Raw genomic sequence first — 16,316 nt, forward strand, 5'->3', positions numbered from 1 at the left:
CCCACGCAGAGGTCACGTCAGCGGCAGCCGTCGCCAGGTTCCGAACGCGCAGCGACATTGTCCGCAGGCACGGCCGCTACGCGCTGATCAATGAAAACCGCACCCCGTACCAGTCGATGGTCGAGGATCTGTTGTTCGTCCGTGAGGTGCTGGTCCGTGCCGATATCGATTACCTGCTGGTCCGGGGCAACAACCACCGGCCGGTGATCGCCGTGGACTGGAAGAACCGCCGGGAACTGCGCGCCGCACTGGTGGAGGCCTGCCGGGACGAGCCGTTCTACTCCATGACCGTGGACGCCAAGAAGAAGTCCTCGGTCCTGGTGGCCGACGGCGAGCTCTCGCCCAACCGCCAGGCCAGGATCTTCCGGCTCTACCGGCCCTGCGTGGAGCCCAACGGCGGCCTCGAATTCGGTGCCTCCGCCGGCGTGCAGCTGGAACTCTGGAGCTTCGAGGGCGACCAGCTGATCCTGCCTATCGAGAACTCCCTGACCCGCCGGACCCTGCTGGCCCAGGACGCGGTGCGCGGCACGGTCGAACGCTACGGCCACACCTGGCCCACGATTGAGAACATGTTCGCCGACCACGCCAGCGACATCAACTTCGACATCGACATCGTCTTCTCCTGGGTTGACGGCTCCTCCCCGAGTACATAGCCGCGCGCAAGGCCCGGATGGCCGGCGTCGTCGTCGGTGAGGGCGATGACCACGAGGCCCGCTTCCGGCAGATCAACGAGCTGAAGTACGCGCTGCGCTCCGTGTACATGTTCGCCCCGTGGATCCGGCGGATCTTCATCGCCACGGACTCCCCCGCCCCCGAATGGCTGGCCGACCACCCCGCGGTGACGATCGTGCGCAGCGAGGAGTTCTTCGCCGACACGTCCGTGCTTCCCACGCACAACTCGCAGGCGGTCGAGAGCCAGCTCCACCACATCGAGGGCCTCTCCGAGCACTACCTGTATTCCAATGACGACATGTTCTTCGGCCGCACCGTGGGCCCGGACATGTTCTTCACCCCGGGCGGCATCACCAAGTTCATCGAGGCGGAGACCCGGATCGGCCTGGGCGACAACGACGCCGAGCGGAGCGGGTTCGAGAACGCGGCCCGGGTGAACCGGAAGCTGCTGTGGAACCGCTTCGGTCGGATCACCACGCGCCATCTGGAGCACACGGCGGCGCCGCTGCGCCGCAGCGTCACCGCCAAGATGGAGCAGGAGTTCCCGGAGGAGTTCGCCCGCACGGCGGCCAGCCGGTTCCGCGCCGCGGACAACATCTCGGTGACGAACTCGTTCTACCACTACTACGCACTGCTGACCGGCCGGGCAGTGACCCAGACGGCGGCCAAGGTGCGTTACGTGGACACCACCGCCCGGGCGGGCCTGAACTACCTGCCCAAGCTGCTCTCCAAGCGGAACATGGACTTCTTCTGCCTCAACGACGGCAGCTTCCCGGAGGTCCCCGCCGAGGAACGCGCCGAGATCGTGACGGACTTCCTGGAGAAGTACTTCCCGATCAAGGCGCCCTGGGAGAAGTAGGCGGGACATTCCCGGACCGGCAGGCCGCGGGGACGCGGGCCTAGTTGAGGAACGTCATGCTCCGGTCGCCGGAGGCCGACGGGTTCTCCGGCCGGCCCTGGTCCGGGATGCGGATGCCGGCCGCGGCGATCCGCCGGGTGGCTTCCTCCGCTGTGACGAACTCGCCCACCGGCGGCAGCACCTCGCCCAGCAGGACCACCGAGTGCACGATGGTGTGCTCGTAGACGTGGACCAGGTTGAACGCCTGGCCGCTGTCCCGGCCCCTGCTGCCGCCCACCGGGACGTTCAGGTCCTGGGTGTAACAGGTTGCGGAGGCCACCGAGACGGGGATCCCGGCGAACGTGGCGGACGTGGAATAGTGCAGGTGCCCGGCCAGGATGGTGCGGACGTCCGTGCCCCGGAGCACCGCTGCGAGGGCCGCCTGGCCCCGCAATTCCACCAGCACCGCCAGGTCCAGGACGGACGGCACGGGCGGGTGGTGCAACGCCAGGATAGTGCCGTCCGGAGCCGGTGTGGCCAGCTCCGCCGCGAGCCAGTCGAGCTGTTCGGGGCTGAGTTCGCCGTGATGGAAGCCGGGCACCGAGGTGTCCAGGGTGATGATCCGCAACCCGTCCAGGAAGTAGCTGCGGTCCACGGGGCCATCGTGGGCGGGTTCGTCGAGCAGGCCGGTACGGAAGTTGGCCCGGTTGTCGTGGTTGCCCATGGCCCAGATGATCTTCGCGCCCATGGCCTCGCAGGCGGGTTCGACGATCCGGCGCAGCTTGGCGTAGGCGTCGGCCTCCCCGCGGTCGGCCAGGTCGCCGGTAAAAATCACCGCCTCGGGGCGCGCGCCGGAAGCCTGGACTTGCTCGAAAAGCTGGCGCAGGTGGGCCTCGGCGTCGACGACGCCGTGCAGCGGATCGGAACCGCCCAGCAGGTGCGCGTCACTGACGTGGAGTAGGAAATGGCGTGGCCGTGGGTGCTCGGCCTCGATGAGCTCCATTGCAACCTTCCTGGTTGGGTGGAGGCGGTCCCCCCAGCGATCCCTCTCAGTACCTTCTATCCAACCAGATTTCCGGCCGGACGTGGGCAAACTCAGGTAGGCAGCTTTAAAAACGGGCACGGCTACGCGTGCGGATTAGTAATCCGGCGGCACCCTACCTGCGCACCCTGGTGCAGGAAGGCTGCCGCCGGACCGTAGGTCACCCGGTGGGGCGGGCCCTAGCTGAGGTAGCCGTTCGGGTTCAGCACGTACTTGGTGGCGGCGCCGGCGTCGAACTCGGCGTAGCCCTTCGGTGCGTCCTCCAGAGCGATCGCCTTGGCGTTGACGTTCTTGGCGATGTGGACCTTGTCGTGCAGGATCGCCATCATCAGGCCGCGGTTGTACTTCATCACCGGGCACTGGCCGGTGGTGAAGCTCAGCGACTTGGCCCAGCCGGTGCCCAGGCTCAGGCTGAGCGCGCCCTTCTTGGCCGCCTCGTCGACGCCGCCTGGGTCGCCGGTGACGTAGAGCCCGGGAATGCCCAGCGCCCCACCGGCCGCAGTGAGCTCCATCAGGGAGTTCAGCACCGTGGCCGGTGCCTCCTTGGCGTCATGTCCGTGGCCCTTGGCCTCGAAGCCGACCGCGTCAACGCCGCAGTCAACCTCGGGAACGCCCAGGATCTGCTCGATCTGCTCGGCCGGTCCGCCCTTGGACAGGTCGATCGTCTCGCAGCCGAAGCTTCGGGCCTGCTTGAGCCGGTCCTCGTTCATGTCGCCGACGATGACGACGGCGGCGCCGAGCAGCTGCGCACTGGTCGCGGCCGCGAGGCCCACCGGGCCGGCGCCCGCGACGTACACGGTGGATCCGACGCCGACGCCCGCGGTCACGGCGCCGTGGAAGCCGGTGGGGAAGATGTCCGAAAGCATGGTCAGGTCCATGATCTTCTCGAGGGCCTGGTCCCGGTCCGGGAACTTCAGCAGGTTCCAGTCCGCGTACGGCACCAGTACGTAGTTGGCCTGGCCGCCCACCCAGCCGCCCATGTCCACGTAGCCGTAGGCGCTTCCGGGCCGGTCGGGATTGACGTTCAGGCAGATGCCGGTCTTACGTTCCTTACAGTTGCGGCAGCGTCCGCAGGCGATGTTGAACGGCACCGAACAGATGTCGCCAACCTTGATGAACTCGACATCGGGACCGACCTCGACGACCTCGCCCGTGATCTCGTGGCCCAGCACCAGGTCGGCGGGGGCAGTGGTGCGGCCGCGGACCATGTGCTGGTCCGATCCGCAGATGTTCGTCGCGACGGTCTTGAGGATGACGCCGTGGCGCACCTGCCGGCCGACGTTGGCCGGGTTAACGCCTGGTCCGTCTTTGAGTTCGAAAGTGGGGTAGTCAATGTCGATGAGTTCGACTTTCCCTGGCCCCTTGTAGGCAACGGCTTTGTTTCCTGTCATCACTTTCCTCCTGGTTTCACGGACCCCAATGTTGAGTGCCCAGTTGTGATTCACGAAGCGTTCTGATGCACCCTCCTGGCCAGCGTCGATCACGCTGCCGGCGGGCGCCGCAAGAAAGCCGCGAACCGGCCCGAACGTCGGAGGGTCCGGCCAGTCTAGGACGGGATGACGCGGAGGGATAGACCCCTCGGGCCCTTGTGGGCCGAGGGTCCCAGCCGGTGCTTAGGCGAGCGCGGCCTGCACCGCCTCGATCACCTCGGGGGCGTCGGGTTCAACGGTCGGGGCGAACCGGGCGACGATCTCGCCGTCGCGGTTGATCAGGAATTTCTCGAAGTTCCACTTCACCAGGCCCGGCAACAGGCCCTTCTTGAACTTGGTGAGGCGGGCGTAGAGCGGGTGCTGGTTCTTGCCGCGCACGTCGGCCTTGGCGGTCAGCGGGAAGGTGACGCCGAAGTTCCGGTCGCAGAACTCGGCGATGTCCGCGTCGCTGCCCGGTTCCTGGCCGGCGAACTGGTTGCAGGGCACGCCCAGCACGGTGAAGCCCTCGTCCTCGAACTTGTTGTGCAGGGCCTGGAGGCCGGCGTACTGGGGCGTGAAGCCGCACTGCGAGGCAACGTTCACCACCAGCACCACCTGCCCACGGTAGCGGCCGAAGTCTGTTTCGGTGCCGTCGTTGAGGGTGAGCGGAACGGAGTAAAGGTCGGTCATGGCGGGGTCCTCCCGGGCGTCGAGTCGGCGTGCCGGAAGCATAGCCCGGCGTGGTCACAACCGTAATTCGACGCCGACGGGCGGCGGTATGGGTGGCCGGCGGCCGGAGGGCCGGGGGCCAGGAGTCAGGCGGTCAGGGTGCGACCGTGCCGGTGGGGGCCGGAGTGCCGCTCGGCGCGGGAGCCGCAGTGACGGGCGGGGCGGTCAGTTCCGGGGCCGGCGAGGTCACCGGCGGGGGCACCTCGACGACGGGCGGCGGCGCCGGGGCCGGCGGGGGCACCTCGACGACGGGCGGTGGTGGCGGAGGCACCTCGACGACGGGCGGTGGTGGCGGAGGAACCTCCACGACCGGCGGAGGGGTCACCACGGGCGGCGGCGCCTCCGTCACCGGCGGCGGGGCCGGGGTGGTCACCGGGGGCGCTGGCGGCGTGGTCACCGGCGGAGGCGTGGACGGCGGCTCCGAGCCGACCGGCGGGGTGGTGGCCGGGGGCGTTGTCGCGGGCGGCGTGCTGGTGGTCGGCGTACTCGTAGTCGGGGACCCCGTCGTGGTGCCGGTCGCCGGCGGAGCCGCAGTGACCGGTTCGGAGGTCACCGGCGCCGAGGTGCCGGGCGCCTGCCCGGTGGTGGACGACGGCGGCCGGGTGGGTGAGAGGGCGTCCGCCGTCGGTGAGGGCGAAGGTGAGTAGGAAGCGGTGTAGCCGGGCAGCTGCGGGAGCAGGGCGGCAGGGATCTCCTGGGCACCGTTGGCCACCTCGTGCCGGCCATCGTCGGAGACCGGGATGGCCCAGCCCAGCGAGGCGTTGGAGGGCACCCCGGCGTCGGGCGCGTAGCTGGTCATCTCCAGGGGGCCCAACGGATCGGTCTGCGTAATGGGCAGGAACGTCCAGTCCAGCGGGTCCTTGTGCACCCCGTTGAGGATGGTCTCGAAATGCAGGTGGCAGCCGGTCGAGGACCCCGTGGTACCCACCTTGGCGATCACCTCGCCCACCCGGACCGAGTCGCCCTTCTTCACGGCGATCCCCTCCAGGTGGTTGTAGGTGGTGATCAGGCCGTTGCCGTGGTCGATCTCTACGCGGTTCCCGCCGCCCCAGGGGTGCCAGCCCACGGCGCGCACCACCCCGGCGTCGGCGGCGTAGACGCGCGTCCCGCAGGCTGCCGCGAAATCCTGGCCCCAGTGGAACTCCCCGGCCACCCCGGAGAGCGGGCTGGTCCGCAGACCGAAGGGCGACGAGGGGTTCAGGACCTCCAGGGGTGCCATGAGGAAGCCCTCCGCGGGCCGCTTCAACCCGGAGGAGGCGACGTTGAGCTCCCCCGCGGGGCCGTCCTTGGTGCCCGTGAGTACGGCCGAGCGCGAGTACGCCACCAGCGCCTGCGGATCCGTCGTGAAGCCCGCGCCCGGGTCGCCCGCGGCCGTGACCGCACCGGCGGCCGCGGCCTGCGCTGCGCCCGTCGCGGCCGCCGTCGTTCCCCCGGCGGCGGTGGGCGCCGCCCCGGGCCGCAACGTGGGGCTGACCGCCACGTCCCGGTCCGGCACGCCGACCGAGACCACGGCCGTTCCCGCGCCGGTGACTCCCTGGACCCCGAACGTCAGCACGGCCAGCGAGAGGCAAAACCCTCCCGAGAGGCAGCGCACCGCCACGATCCGTTTTCTTGTTTTTGGTTCGCTGGTCGTGTTTCCCCAGTGCTTTCCCACGATGTAAACCCCACATCCTCAGCCGCCGGCAACGCGGGCTGACCTTTTTCATGGGACCACAATCGGCATGGGGTGTGAACCGTCCGAACTACCCTTCTTGAAACTCGGGTAGCACCTCAGTAGTCGCGGGCCGGACACCAAGTACCGCAGGGCGGGATCCGGGGCAGAATGGACCATGCGCACTATGCTGCAGAATTTCCAGGCCGAACTCCGGCATACCTTCACCGGGTCACGGGACACGGCGCCGCCCTGGGTGGCCCGTCTCAAGGAGGGCGACGACGCCGGCTACCACCTGCCGGGCTCGGCCGTCTGGACGGTGCACGGGGGCATGCCCGCGATCGTGGCCGGCATCCGGGCGCTGCTGATGCAGTCGCTTCACCCCGGCGCCCTGACCGGCGTGCACGAGCATTCACACTTCCGCGAGGACCCGTTGGGCCGCCTGGCCCGCACCATCCGCTGGATCTTCACCGTCACCTACGGGTCCACGACGGCGGCGAGGGAGGCCACGGCGTGGGTCCAGCGCCTGCACGAACCGGTCCGCGGCGACTACCGGGACGCCGCGGGGGACGTCAGGCCCTACGCGGCGAGCGACCCGGAGTTGCTGCGCTGGATCCACATCGCCTTCACCGATGCCTTCCTGACGGCCCACACCATGTTCGGGTCGGCGATTCCGGGCGGGCCGGACGCCTACGTCCGCGAATGGGCGCAGGCCGGGGAAATGATGGGTGTGGAGTCGCCTCCGGTCAGTGCCGGGCAGATGCGCCGCGAGCTCCGCGACTGGTACGACGGCGGGACGCTCACCACCGGGCAGATGGTTGCCGAAACCGTGCACTTCATCCGGCATCCTCCCCTGCACCCGATGCTCAGGCCGGGCTACCGGGTGCTGTTCGCCGCCGCGGTGGCAAGCCTGGAACCGGAGTACCGCGAGCTGCTCGGGCTTCGGACCGCCCGGCTGGGGCCCTTTCCCCTGCCGGTGAAGCTGATCACCCGGGCCACCCTCGGCGTCGTCCATCTGGCCCTCGGCCGGACGGGTCCGAGCGAACTGGCCGCCCGCTCACGGCTCCGCCGCCTCGGATTCCAGGCCTGACGGTGTCCGGAGCCAGGACGCAAAAGGCCCCGGTCCAAGGGACCGGGGCCAACCGCGGAGAATGGGGGATTTGAACCCCCGAGGGCGTTAACCCAACACGCGTTCCAGGCGTGCGCCATAGGCCGCTAGGCGAATTCTCCAGTTGCTTCTGAATCAAAAGCAGATACTAGACTACCCGAACTTCCGCCTGTCGACCAATCGGGGTGCCGACGGGCCTGAATGGCCCCTGCCCGGGAGCGGATTCGGGGCAGGCCGGGATCTCGGGTAAAGTAGTCGACGGCCCCTCATGTGGCGTCATCCTGTTGAACTCCCCCAGGACCGGAAGGTAGCAAGGGTAAACGGGCTCTGGCGGGTGCATGAGGGGTCTTTTATGTCTGTGCCGATTGGTAGGGTTTAAGCGTGACCGTAACTACCGCCCTGTACCGCCGCTACCGGCCTGATTCGTTCGCGGATGTCATCGGGCAGGAGCACGTCACCGACCCCCTGATGACGGCGTTGCGCAAGAACCGCGTCAACCACGCCTACCTCTTCTCGGGCCCGCGCGGCTGCGGCAAAACCACCTCCGCCCGCATCCTGGCCCGCTGCCTGAACTGCGCCGAGGGCCCCACCGACACCCCCTGCGGCGTGTGCCCCAGCTGCGTGGAGCTGGCCCGCGGCGGCGCGGGTTCCCTGGACGTCATCGAGATCGACGCGGCAAGCCACGGCGGCGTGGACGACGCCCGCGATCTGCGTGAACGGGCCACCTACGCCCCGGTCCGGGACCGCTACAAAATCTTCATCATCGACGAGGCCCACATGGTCACCTCGGCAGGGTTCAACGCGCTGCTGAAGATCGTCGAGGAGCCGCCGGAACACATCAAGTTCATCTTCGCCACCACCGAGCCGGACAAGGTGATCGGCACCATCCGGTCCCGCACGCACCACTACCCGTTCCGCTTGGTTCCGCCGGAGCCCCTGATGGCCTACCTCGAGCAGCTCTGCCAGCAGGAGAACGTCCCGGTGGCGCCGGGCGTCCTCTCGCTTGTGATCCGCGCCGGCGGCGGCTCGGTGCGCGACTCGCTCTCGGTCCTGGACCAGCTGATGGCCGGCGCCGGCCCCAACGGCCTGGACTACGAGCTGGCCGTGGCCCTGCTGGGCTACACGCACGCCTCGCTGCTGGACGACGTCGTCGAGGCCGTGGCCGCCGCCGACGCGGCCACGGTGTTCCGCGCCGTGGACCGCGTGATCCAGACCGGTCACGACCCGCGCCGTTTCGTAGAGGACCTGCTGGAGCGCTTCCGCGACCTCATCATCGTCCAGGCGATGCCGGAGAGCGCCCAGTCCATTCTTCGGGGCATGCCGGCGGACCAGATCGCCCGGATGCAGAGCCAGGCGCACAACCTTGGCGCGGCCGAGCTCTCCCGGGCGGCGGACGTGACCAACACGGCGCTCACCGAGATGACGGGCGCCACCTCCCCGCGGCTGCACCTTGAACTGCTGTGCGCCCGAATCCTGCTGCCCAGCGCGGAGCAGACCGAGCGTGGCATCGCCGCCCGGATCGACCGCGTGGAGCGGCGCCTCAACTACGCCGGATCCGACGGCGGCGTCCCGGCAGCCATGCCCGCTGCTGCGGCACCCGCGGCTGCTGCCGCTCCCGCTGTTGCGCCCACGGCCCAGGCACCTGCTGAGAGCCGGGCACCTGCTGAGAGTCAGGCACCCGCCGCGACTCAGGCACCCGCGGTTCGGGCACCGGAACCGGCCGCCCCCGCCCCGGAGCGGACACCGGCCGCACCTCCCGCCGCGGCCCAGCCGTCCGCTCCCATGCCTGCGCCCGCAGTATCGGCCGAGCCGCCACACCAGTCCCCTGCTCCGAGCCGGGCAGCCGCTCCGGCCGCCGCCCACAACGGCGCCAGCAACGCCGCGCGTCCAGACCAGACTCAGGCACCGGCACCAACGTCGACAGCAGCGCCCACGCCGGCACCCGCAGGCACCCCCGCTCCCGCTCCTGCTGGGACGCCCGCGCCGCGGGCCTCCCAGCCCGCCGAGGCTGCCCCGGTTGCCGCTCCAGCGGCCGCCGCCCCGGGCTCCGGCTCGGGACCCGATGTGGAGGTGCTGCGCCGCGCCTGGCCGGAAGTCCTGCAGACCCTGACCAGGATCAAGCGCAGCACCTGGGCCCTGGTGGAGCCGAACGCCCAGGTGGGTCATGTGGAGGGCCACGTCCTGACGCTGCTCTTCAGCACCGCCGGGCTGGCCGGGGCCTTCGGCCGAGGTGACCACGCCGAGAACCTCCGGCAGGCGATCCACAAGACGATCGGCATCGACTGCCAGATCACCGCCGTCGCCGGCGGGTCCAAGAGCCCAGCGAGCTCTGAGCCAAACCCAAAAGCGCCTACTGAGCCCGAGGCTGCTGCCCCCAGCTCGGCCGACGTAGCGTGGGGCCTCGCGCCTGCAACCGCCCCGGCCGCCGCGCCCAGGCCGGCCTCGGGCGCCCCACGCGATGCTGCCCCGGCAGCCGCCGCAACGCCTGCCGCGGCAGAAACCTCCGTTGCTGCGTCGGCTCATTCCGCTCCGGCGCAGTCTGCGCACGCCCAGCCTGCTCCGATCCAGTCCGCTCCCGCTCAGCCTGCTCCGGCGGCACCCGCGGCGAACCGCGGAACCGTTTCTCGGGAGACATCCGCCGCGGCACCTTCAGCCACATCGACCCCCGCGGCACCCGCCGCCCCCGTGCCGCCGTCCGCTTCCGCGGCACCCGCGGACCAGGGCTGGAGCGGATCGTATGCCGATCCGGATGACGACTGGGGACCGCCCCGCGACGAGGACGCTCCCCCGCTGGATGAAGAGCCGCCGATGGACTGGACTCCGTCGCCGTCCAGGTCTGTCCAGGCCACCCCGACGCCCGCGCGCGCCGACAACCCGGCGCCCGGCCGGGCGCCGGCCGCGGAGCGCACCCCCGCTGCCGCCCCCGCTCCCACTGCGGACGAGGGTGCAGGTGCCGGAACGGCCAAGCCCAATCCCGCCCAGGATCCTTGGGCCCGCGCTGTCGAACAGTCCCCGGGCGTCTGGACCGTCGGCACCGAGCTGAACGTGGGACGGCGCAACGCGACCGACGCCGGGACCGCAAAGGCCACGGAACCCGAGCCCCACGTCACCGAACCCGAACCGCGCCGCTACGAACCCGCGACGGCACAGCCCCCTGCGCGGCAGAGCAGCTCTGCGCCGGCGGCCCCAGCCACCGGGAACCTCCCGCACGCCGCACCGCAGGAAACCGCGGCAAGCGGCGGCTCGGCCGTCCTCACGGCGGCACCGCCGGTTACGGCCCCCGCGCCCGTCGGGGCCCCGGCCGGCGGACGGCAGAGCCTCTACCAGCGCCTGTCGAACAGCCCGGAGGCGGAGGCCGGACGCGCCAAGGCGCCCGCCCGGGCCGTCGCGGCCGCCACCACCTATGAGCAGGACATCCCCAGCGCCGACGATGAAACCATCGAGGAATCGGGAGTGTTCGGCCGCGCCGCCGTCGAACGCATCCTGGGCGGCAAGCTGCTCGAGGAGCGCTCCCTCGACGGCAGCCCACTGGCCCCGCGCTTCTAACCCTCCCGGCGCCCTGAGCGGGCGCCACCCCAACGAACGAGGAAATTGTGTACGAAGGTGCAGTCCAGGAGCTGATCGATGAGCTCGGCAGGCTACCCGGCGTCGGGCCGAAATCCGCCCAGCGCCTGGCCTTCCACATCCTCGAGGCCGATCCGCAGGACATGAAACGGCTGGTCGAGGCGATCACCACGGTGAAGGAACGCGTGAAGTTCTGCACGGTCTGCGGCAACGTCACCGAACAGGAGATGTGCAACATCTGCCGTGACCCGAGGCGTGATCCGTCCGTCATCTGCGTCGTGGAAGAGTCCAAGGACGTCCTGGCCGTCGAACGCACCCGGTCCTTCCGCGGCCGGTACCACGTGCTGGGCGGCGCCATCAATCCGATCGCCGGGGTAGGCCCGGAACAGTTGCGGATCCGGGAGTTGCTGACGCGGCTGAACGACGGAGCGATCCAGGAGATCATCATCGCCACGGACCCCAACCTGGAGGGCGAGGCGACGGCCACCTATCTGGCGCGGATGCTGAAATCCATCGGCATCGCCGTCACCCGTCTGGCCTCCGGCCTGCCCGTGGGCGGCGACCTCGAATACGCCGACGAGGTCACCCTGGGCCGCGCCTTCGAGGGCCGCCGCAACGCCCTCAGCTAGCCCGCGGCAGGCCTGGCGAGGGATTCACCCGGGTCAGTGACCGCGCGGCCCGGGATCGTCCTGTCCGATGGGCGGCCGGATCACCGCCAACAGGTCCAGCGACTCCGGACTCGCCGCGAGCTCCACCCTCCCCTTATCGGTGGCCAGGGTGACCGCTTCGTAGCCGGCCGACGCCGGCAGGTACTTCCGGTCTTTACCGGTGATTGTCCAGCGCTCTGACACGTCCGCGACGGTGAAGTTCGTGGCGCGGCCAACGGATTCAAGGCTCTCGTAGACGGCGGGTTGGAACCGGAGAGTGCCCTCCGTGGGGGTGACGACGCCGGGATTCCAGATCCCGCTCAGGGACCCCGGTAGTGAATCCGGGTAGCGAATGAAAGCCCGCAGCTGTCCCTTCCCGGCGAGTTCCTTTCGCTCCTTCCGCGTCGCGCGCAGATAGACCACGGTGATCAGCCAGTACACGACGACATTTGAAAGGCCGCTCAAGATGACGGCTCCGGGCTCTCGCCCGGAAAGTGCCAGCCAGGCGGCGATGCTCACGGCGGCTATCACCACCAGGCCGGTAAACGCACCGAGGTACGGGTGTTTCCGACCCCACGTCCTCAGCGCCTTCCGTGAGAGCCGCACCGTCGGTGTCCGCCGCGGCTCAGGCGTCGAGGAACAGGCAGAACGGGTGTCCGGCCGGGTCAAGATGCACCCGCACGTCGTCCTGCGGCTGGAAGTCGGCCAGCGTCGCGCCAGCCTGTTGGGCGTGGGCGGACGCCTCGGCCAGATCCGTGACGGCGATGTCCAGATGCATCATCATCTGTTGCGCCCCACGCCCGGCGGGCCAGACCGGCGGCACGTATTCGGCGTCGCTCTGGAATGAGAGCCCGGCGCCGCCGTTCGGGGAGACCAGCGTGACCCATGCGGGCTCGTCCTGCCCTATCTCCCAGCCCAGGAGGCGGCGGTAGAAGTCCGCCAAACCGTGGGCATCGGGGGCGTCAAGGACGATGCCGGACAGTCTCAATGCTGGCCTCTGGCTCATAGCAACCCCCACAGTGCGGTTCCGGCTTTCGGGCCAGTATTGCATCCGGGCCGCCGGCCGGAACAGACCGGAACAGGCCGGGCGGTAGAGTCACGGACAATGATCCCGGACCCCATCCCCACCGAACGGCTGACTCTCCGGCCCGTGACGGCCGCGGACGAGGCTGCCCTGCTGCGGTTCCGCGGCAACCCGGAAGTGACCCGGTATCTCTCGCACGCCCCGCTGGGTGCCGCGGAGAACTCCACGCGGTTGCGCACCATGCTGTCCCGGGCCGAGGCCTCCACCCCGGAACAGTTCGACCTCTGCTGGGCTGTGGTCCTGCGCGGCACCGGCGAGGTGATCGGCGATGCGCGGACCTGGACCGCCGACGCGCCGTCCGCCCCCGGACCCATCCCGGCCGCCGCCCTCGGCTACCTGGTCCACACTGACCACCACGGCCGCGGCTACGGGCGGGAGGCGGCGGGTGCCCTGGTGCGCTGGCTGTTCGAAGACCGGGGCGTCGGCACGGTCCTCGCCGGCGTCTACGAACCCAACCTGCCCTCCCGCAGGCTGCTGGAGACGCTGGGATTCGTCCCGGACCACTACTTCACGGCGGCCCAGGACCGCGCCGGGAAGGGCCTCCCCTCCTGGCGCTACCGGCTGGACCGGCCACCGGCGGCGGGTCCGCCCGCCGGTCACAATTGAACGCCGGACCGGCCGCGGCGATAAACTTGGGCTGAAGCCGCCGTCGCACCACTCGGTCGCGCCGTTTGGCTGCTTCACCCAGAACCCCGATGATCCAGTGAGGGTGCGCGCATGAGTCTGCCCACTACCGAAGTCCACCCCGGACCGCAGCCGCAGGGGCTGCCGGTGATCCCGGGTGCCACCAAACACCTCGTCGTGAAGAAGTTCGGCGGCTCCTCGGTGGCCGATGCCGAGGGCATCAAGCGGGTCGCCCGCCGCGTCGTGGACGCGCACAACGCCGGCGACGAGGTCGTCGTCGTCGTCTCCGCCATGGGTGACACCACGGACGAACTCCTCGACCTGGCCGCCCAGGTGACCGATTCCGCCCCGGCCCGCGAGATGGACATGCTGCTCTCGGCAGGCGAACGCATCTCGATGGCGCTGCTGGCCATGGCGATCAACAAGTACGGCGCCTCCGCCCAGTCCTTCACCGGCTCGCAGGCGGGCATGATCACCGACGGCATCCACGGCAAGGCCCGGATCATCGACGTGGACCCGCACCGGATCCGCACCGCGCTGGACAAGGGCCACATCGCGATCGTCGCCGGCTTCCAGGGCATGAGCCGCACCACGAACGAGATCACCACCCTGGGGCGTGGAGGCTCGGACACGACGGCGGTGGCCCTGGCGGCCGCCCTCGACGCCGACGTCTGCGAGATCTTCACCGATGTTGACGGCATCTACACCGCCGACCCGCGCGTGGTCCCGTCCGCCCGGAAGATCGACAGCATCTCCAGCGAGGAAATGCTGGAACTCGCCGCTTCCGGGGCCAAGATCCTGCACCTGCGGTGCGTGGAGTACGCCCGCCGTTTCGGCGTTCCACTGCACGTCCGCTCCTCATTCAGCCAGCACGAAGGCACCTGGGTGCTGCCCAGCGCCGACGACAAGATCACGATTCAAGAGGGAGTTGCCTTGGAGCAGCCAATCATCTCCGGCGTTGCACACGACCGTTCCGAGGCCAAGGTCACCGTCGTCGGCGTCCCGGACATCCCCGGCAAGGCGGCGGCGATCTTCCAGGTCATCGCGGATGCGCACTCGAACATCGACATGATTGTCCAGAACGTCTCCACCCACGGGACCGGCCGGACGGACATCTCCTTCACCCTGCCGATCGTCGAGGGCGCCGACGCCCTGGCCGCCTTGCGCGCTGCCCAGGCCGAGATCGGCTTCGAGAACATCGAATACAACGAGAAGATCGGCAAGCTCTCGCTGATCGGTGCGGGCATGCGCTCCCACCCGGGCGTCTCGGCACGGTTCTTCGCCGCCCTGTCCGAGGCCGGGATCAACATCAACATGATCTCGACCTCCGAGATCCGCATCTCCGTGGTCACCCACGCGGACCTGCTCGATGACGCCGTGCGGGCCATCCACAAGGCCTTCGACCTCGACAGCGAGGACGAGGCGACGGTCTACGGCGGCACCGGCCGCTAAGGCACGTCACGCGAGACATCCGAAAGGGAGCGGCAGCCTGCCGCTCCCTTTCGCGTTAAAACAGCAAGTCAGACCTGTTCCTTGGGAAGGTCTTCGCGGCGGACGGCGTAGTGATGCCCCGCCGCATCCGTTTCGATCTCGAAGCCGGCGAGCTCCTGCTCGGAGGCGAGTTCGAAGTCGTCGTGCCGGTGCACCACCGGGGCGGCGTAATCTCCGCGTGAGGCCGGGCCGAAGACGAACCGCACCCAGGTGGACGGGTGCAGCCGGCTGCCGTGGGCGGCCCTGCGCAGTGCATGTGCCATGGTTTCCACCTCCTCCCCTGCTGACAGGATGAGCGGAAGGACGGCGCGTCGGCCTGGACGTCGTTTTCAGCGAGCGGGCCGGGGCCGCCGGTGCCTCAATTTTACGCCCGACGGCGGCAAATGAGCCCGAGCTACCCGCCTAGCGGAGCGACTTGTCCCCGGGGTCCCGCGGCACCACGTAGGTGCTGCCGTCCGGGCGGCGGATGGTCTCCCACTGCCGGGTCTCTGCCTCCCGCTGGGCCAACAGCCGGCGGTTCTGCTCGGTCATGTCGTGGCCCAGCGAGCCGCGGCTGGCGGGACCGAACACGGCCCGCAACTTCCCGGTCGCCCGCATGAAACGCTCGGCGGCGGATTCCTTCGCCATCACCACTCCTTCGCAACGGACATGCCACCAGTGTACGCTAATGATTAGTGCACTAATTATCCCGCGCCCCGAGGAGTTCCATGACCGACAGCGCCACCGCCACCCCCGACTTCATCGACGAGGACCTGCTGTTGGAACACCAGCTCTGCTTCGCCCTCACGGTCGCCTCGCGCAATGTGGTGGCCGCCTACAAACCCGTCCTGGACAAACTGCACCTCACCCACCCGCAATACCTGGTGATGTTGACCCTCTGGGAATCCAGCCCGCGCACCGTTCGCGAGATCAGCGACGCCCTGGACCTGGACCCGGCCACGGTGTCCCCGTTGCTGCGCCGGCTCGAGGCCGTGGGCTACGTGACCCGGGAACGTGCCGAAGGCAACGAACGCAGCCTTGCCGTAGGCCTCACCCCGGCCGGCGCGGCGCTCCGCCGGGACGCGACGGCGATTCCCGGCACCATGATGGCCCGGCTGGGACTGAGCCGGGACCAGGTGGCCGAACTCCATGCCGCCATGACCCGGCTGATCGCGGCCACCCGGCGATAGACTGGACACCAACCCGAGGAGGTCCGCCATGCGCAAACCCCTGATGCACGTGCTGCTGATCGCGGCCACGGCCACCGCCCTGGCCGCCTGTTCGCCGGGCGGCTCCGGCGGCCCCGGCCCGACTGTCTCGTCCCCCACCGGCTCCAGCTCCACCGGCACTTCCGCGGGCACCCCGACAGGCAGCTCCAGCGGCACCCCGTCCGCGGACGCCGAGACCACCGCGGCGGCACCGTCCCCTCGGCCGCGGCACCCACGGCCGGGCCGGGCGCCGGCAACGCCGAGCTCTCC

Annotated in this window: 14 protein-coding genes, 1 tRNA gene, 1 other RNA gene and 1 pseudogene; 8 read left to right on the forward strand and 9 right to left on the reverse strand. The window is 69.7% G+C overall.

What is annotated here, in order from left to right; genetic code table 11:
• Positions 1-56 precede the first annotated feature (56 nt).
• Positions 57-1,531, forward strand: a pseudogene (locus ACRQ5B_RS03905) (stealth family protein).
• A 40-nt stretch (positions 1,532-1,571) separates the two neighbouring features.
• Here the strand turns inward: ACRQ5B_RS03905 and ACRQ5B_RS03910 are convergent.
• From ACRQ5B_RS03910 to ACRQ5B_RS03925, 4 genes are all read right to left on the reverse strand, one after another.
• The gene (locus tag ACRQ5B_RS03910; protein WP_432397133.1) at positions 1,572-2,513 is read right to left on the reverse strand and encodes a phosphodiesterase; all 942 of its coding nucleotides are present in this window, start codon (positions 2,511-2,513) and stop codon (positions 1,572-1,574) included.
• Positions 2,514-2,731: 218 nt separating this feature from the next.
• The gene (fdhA, locus tag ACRQ5B_RS03915) at positions 2,732-3,943 is read right to left on the reverse strand and encodes a formaldehyde dehydrogenase, glutathione-independent (RefSeq protein ID WP_412884776.1); all 1,212 of its coding nucleotides are present in this window, start codon (positions 3,941-3,943) and stop codon (positions 2,732-2,734) included.
• Positions 3,944-4,165: 222 nt separating this feature from the next.
• Positions 4,166-4,651, reverse strand: a complete 486-nt coding sequence (locus tag ACRQ5B_RS03920; RefSeq protein ID WP_432397136.1) for a glutathione peroxidase — start codon at positions 4,649-4,651, stop codon at positions 4,166-4,168.
• A 133-nt stretch (positions 4,652-4,784) separates the two neighbouring features.
• Positions 4,785-6,344, reverse strand: a complete 1,560-nt coding sequence (locus ACRQ5B_RS03925; protein ID WP_432397139.1) for a M23 family metallopeptidase — start codon at positions 6,342-6,344, stop codon at positions 4,785-4,787.
• Positions 6,345-6,519: 175 nt separating this feature from the next.
• Between ACRQ5B_RS03925 and ACRQ5B_RS03930 the strand changes: the two genes are divergently transcribed.
• A complete protein-coding gene (locus tag ACRQ5B_RS03930; RefSeq protein ID WP_432397141.1) occupies positions 6,520-7,431 on the forward strand; it encodes an oxygenase MpaB family protein in 912 nt (303 codons plus the stop codon).
• A gap of 55 nt (positions 7,432-7,486) precedes the next feature.
• Here the strand turns inward: ACRQ5B_RS03930 and ACRQ5B_RS03935 are convergent.
• Positions 7,487-7,571, reverse strand: a tRNA-Ser gene (locus ACRQ5B_RS03935).
• A gap of 135 nt (positions 7,572-7,706) precedes the next feature.
• Here ACRQ5B_RS03935 and ffs point away from each other — a divergent pair.
• From ffs to recR, 3 genes are all read left to right on the forward strand, one after another.
• Positions 7,707-7,803, forward strand: an RNA gene (gene ffs, locus ACRQ5B_RS03940) — signal recognition particle sRNA small type.
• Between the two features lie 27 nt (positions 7,804-7,830).
• Positions 7,831-10,995 carry a DNA polymerase III subunit gamma and tau gene (locus ACRQ5B_RS03945; protein WP_432397144.1) on the forward strand — a complete coding sequence of 1,055 codons (3,165 nt, stop codon included), beginning with the start codon at positions 7,831-7,833 and terminating at the stop codon, positions 10,993-10,995.
• Positions 10,996-11,042: 47 nt separating this feature from the next.
• Complete coding sequence (gene recR, locus ACRQ5B_RS03950) at positions 11,043-11,642, forward strand: recombination mediator RecR (RefSeq protein WP_290256732.1); 600 nt, start codon at positions 11,043-11,045, stop codon at positions 11,640-11,642.
• 33 nt (positions 11,643-11,675) lie between these two features.
• On the opposite strand, the gene ACRQ5B_RS03955 is transcribed toward recR, so the two are convergent.
• Together ACRQ5B_RS03955 and ACRQ5B_RS03960 are read right to left on the reverse strand one after the other, a co-directional pair.
• On the reverse strand, positions 11,676-12,179 hold the full coding sequence (locus tag ACRQ5B_RS03955) for a hypothetical protein (RefSeq protein WP_432397147.1): 504 nt from the start codon (positions 12,177-12,179) through the stop codon (positions 11,676-11,678).
• 106 nt (positions 12,180-12,285) lie between these two features.
• Positions 12,286-12,666, reverse strand: coding sequence for a VOC family protein (locus ACRQ5B_RS03960; RefSeq protein WP_432397150.1), 381 nt, complete (start codon positions 12,664-12,666; stop codon positions 12,286-12,288).
• Between the two features lie 99 nt (positions 12,667-12,765).
• On the opposite strand from ACRQ5B_RS03960, the gene ACRQ5B_RS03965 reads away from it, so the two are divergent.
• Both ACRQ5B_RS03965 and ACRQ5B_RS03970 read left to right on the forward strand, forming a co-directional pair.
• The gene (locus ACRQ5B_RS03965) at positions 12,766-13,350 is read left to right on the forward strand and encodes a GNAT family N-acetyltransferase (protein ID WP_432397153.1); all 585 of its coding nucleotides are present in this window, start codon (positions 12,766-12,768) and stop codon (positions 13,348-13,350) included.
• A gap of 111 nt (positions 13,351-13,461) precedes the next feature.
• Complete coding sequence (locus ACRQ5B_RS03970; protein WP_290256736.1) at positions 13,462-14,820, forward strand: aspartate kinase; 1,359 nt, start codon at positions 13,462-13,464, stop codon at positions 14,818-14,820.
• A gap of 68 nt (positions 14,821-14,888) precedes the next feature.
• On the opposite strand, the gene ACRQ5B_RS03975 is transcribed toward ACRQ5B_RS03970, so the two are convergent.
• Positions 14,889-15,122: a hypothetical protein gene (locus ACRQ5B_RS03975; RefSeq protein ID WP_412884768.1), complete on the reverse strand. Its 234-nt coding sequence runs from the start codon at positions 15,120-15,122 to the stop codon at positions 14,889-14,891.
• Between the two features lie 139 nt (positions 15,123-15,261).
• Positions 15,262-15,486: a hypothetical protein gene (locus ACRQ5B_RS03980; RefSeq protein WP_412884767.1), complete on the reverse strand. Its 225-nt coding sequence runs from the start codon at positions 15,484-15,486 to the stop codon at positions 15,262-15,264.
• Positions 15,487-15,566: 80 nt separating this feature from the next.
• Here ACRQ5B_RS03980 and ACRQ5B_RS03985 point away from each other — a divergent pair, with 80 nt between their 5' ends.
• Positions 15,567-16,028, forward strand: a complete 462-nt coding sequence (locus ACRQ5B_RS03985) for a MarR family winged helix-turn-helix transcriptional regulator (protein ID WP_412884766.1) — start codon at positions 15,567-15,569, stop codon at positions 16,026-16,028.
• The last annotated feature ends 288 nt before the right edge of the window (positions 16,029-16,316 follow it).

This window comes from Pseudarthrobacter sp. L19 (assembly GCF_050859435.1).
GTDB lineage: Bacteria > Actinomycetota > Actinomycetes > Actinomycetales > Micrococcaceae > Arthrobacter.

Bases quoted from the DNA above. Each gene is read 5' to 3' on its own strand.
- ACRQ5B_RS03910 (WP_432397133.1), bottom strand. From the start codon at position 2,513: ATGGAGCTCATCGAGGCCGAGCACCCACGGCCACGCCATTTCCTACTC.
- fdhA (WP_412884776.1), bottom strand. From the start codon at position 3,943: ATGACAGGAAACAAAGCCGTTGCCTACAAGGGGCCAGGGAAAGTCGAA.
- ACRQ5B_RS03920 (WP_432397136.1), bottom strand. From the start codon at position 4,651: ATGACCGACCTTTACTCCGTTCCGCTCACCCTCAACGACGGCACCGAA.
- ACRQ5B_RS03930 (WP_432397141.1), top strand. From the start codon at position 6,520: ATGCGCACTATGCTGCAGAATTTCCAGGCCGAACTCCGGCATACCTTC.
- ACRQ5B_RS03960 (WP_432397150.1), bottom strand. From the start codon at position 12,666: ATGAGCCAGAGGCCAGCATTGAGACTGTCCGGCATCGTCCTTGACGCC.
- ACRQ5B_RS03965 (WP_432397153.1), top strand. From the start codon at position 12,766: ATGATCCCGGACCCCATCCCCACCGAACGGCTGACTCTCCGGCCCGTG.
- ACRQ5B_RS03970 (WP_290256736.1), top strand. From the start codon at position 13,462: ATGAGTCTGCCCACTACCGAAGTCCACCCCGGACCGCAGCCGCAGGGG.
- ACRQ5B_RS03975 (WP_412884768.1), bottom strand. From the start codon at position 15,122: ATGGCACATGCACTGCGCAGGGCCGCCCACGGCAGCCGGCTGCACCCG.
- ACRQ5B_RS03980 (WP_412884767.1), bottom strand. From the start codon at position 15,486: ATGGCGAAGGAATCCGCCGCCGAGCGTTTCATGCGGGCGACCGGGAAG.
- ACRQ5B_RS03985 (WP_412884766.1), top strand. From the start codon at position 15,567: ATGACCGACAGCGCCACCGCCACCCCCGACTTCATCGACGAGGACCTG.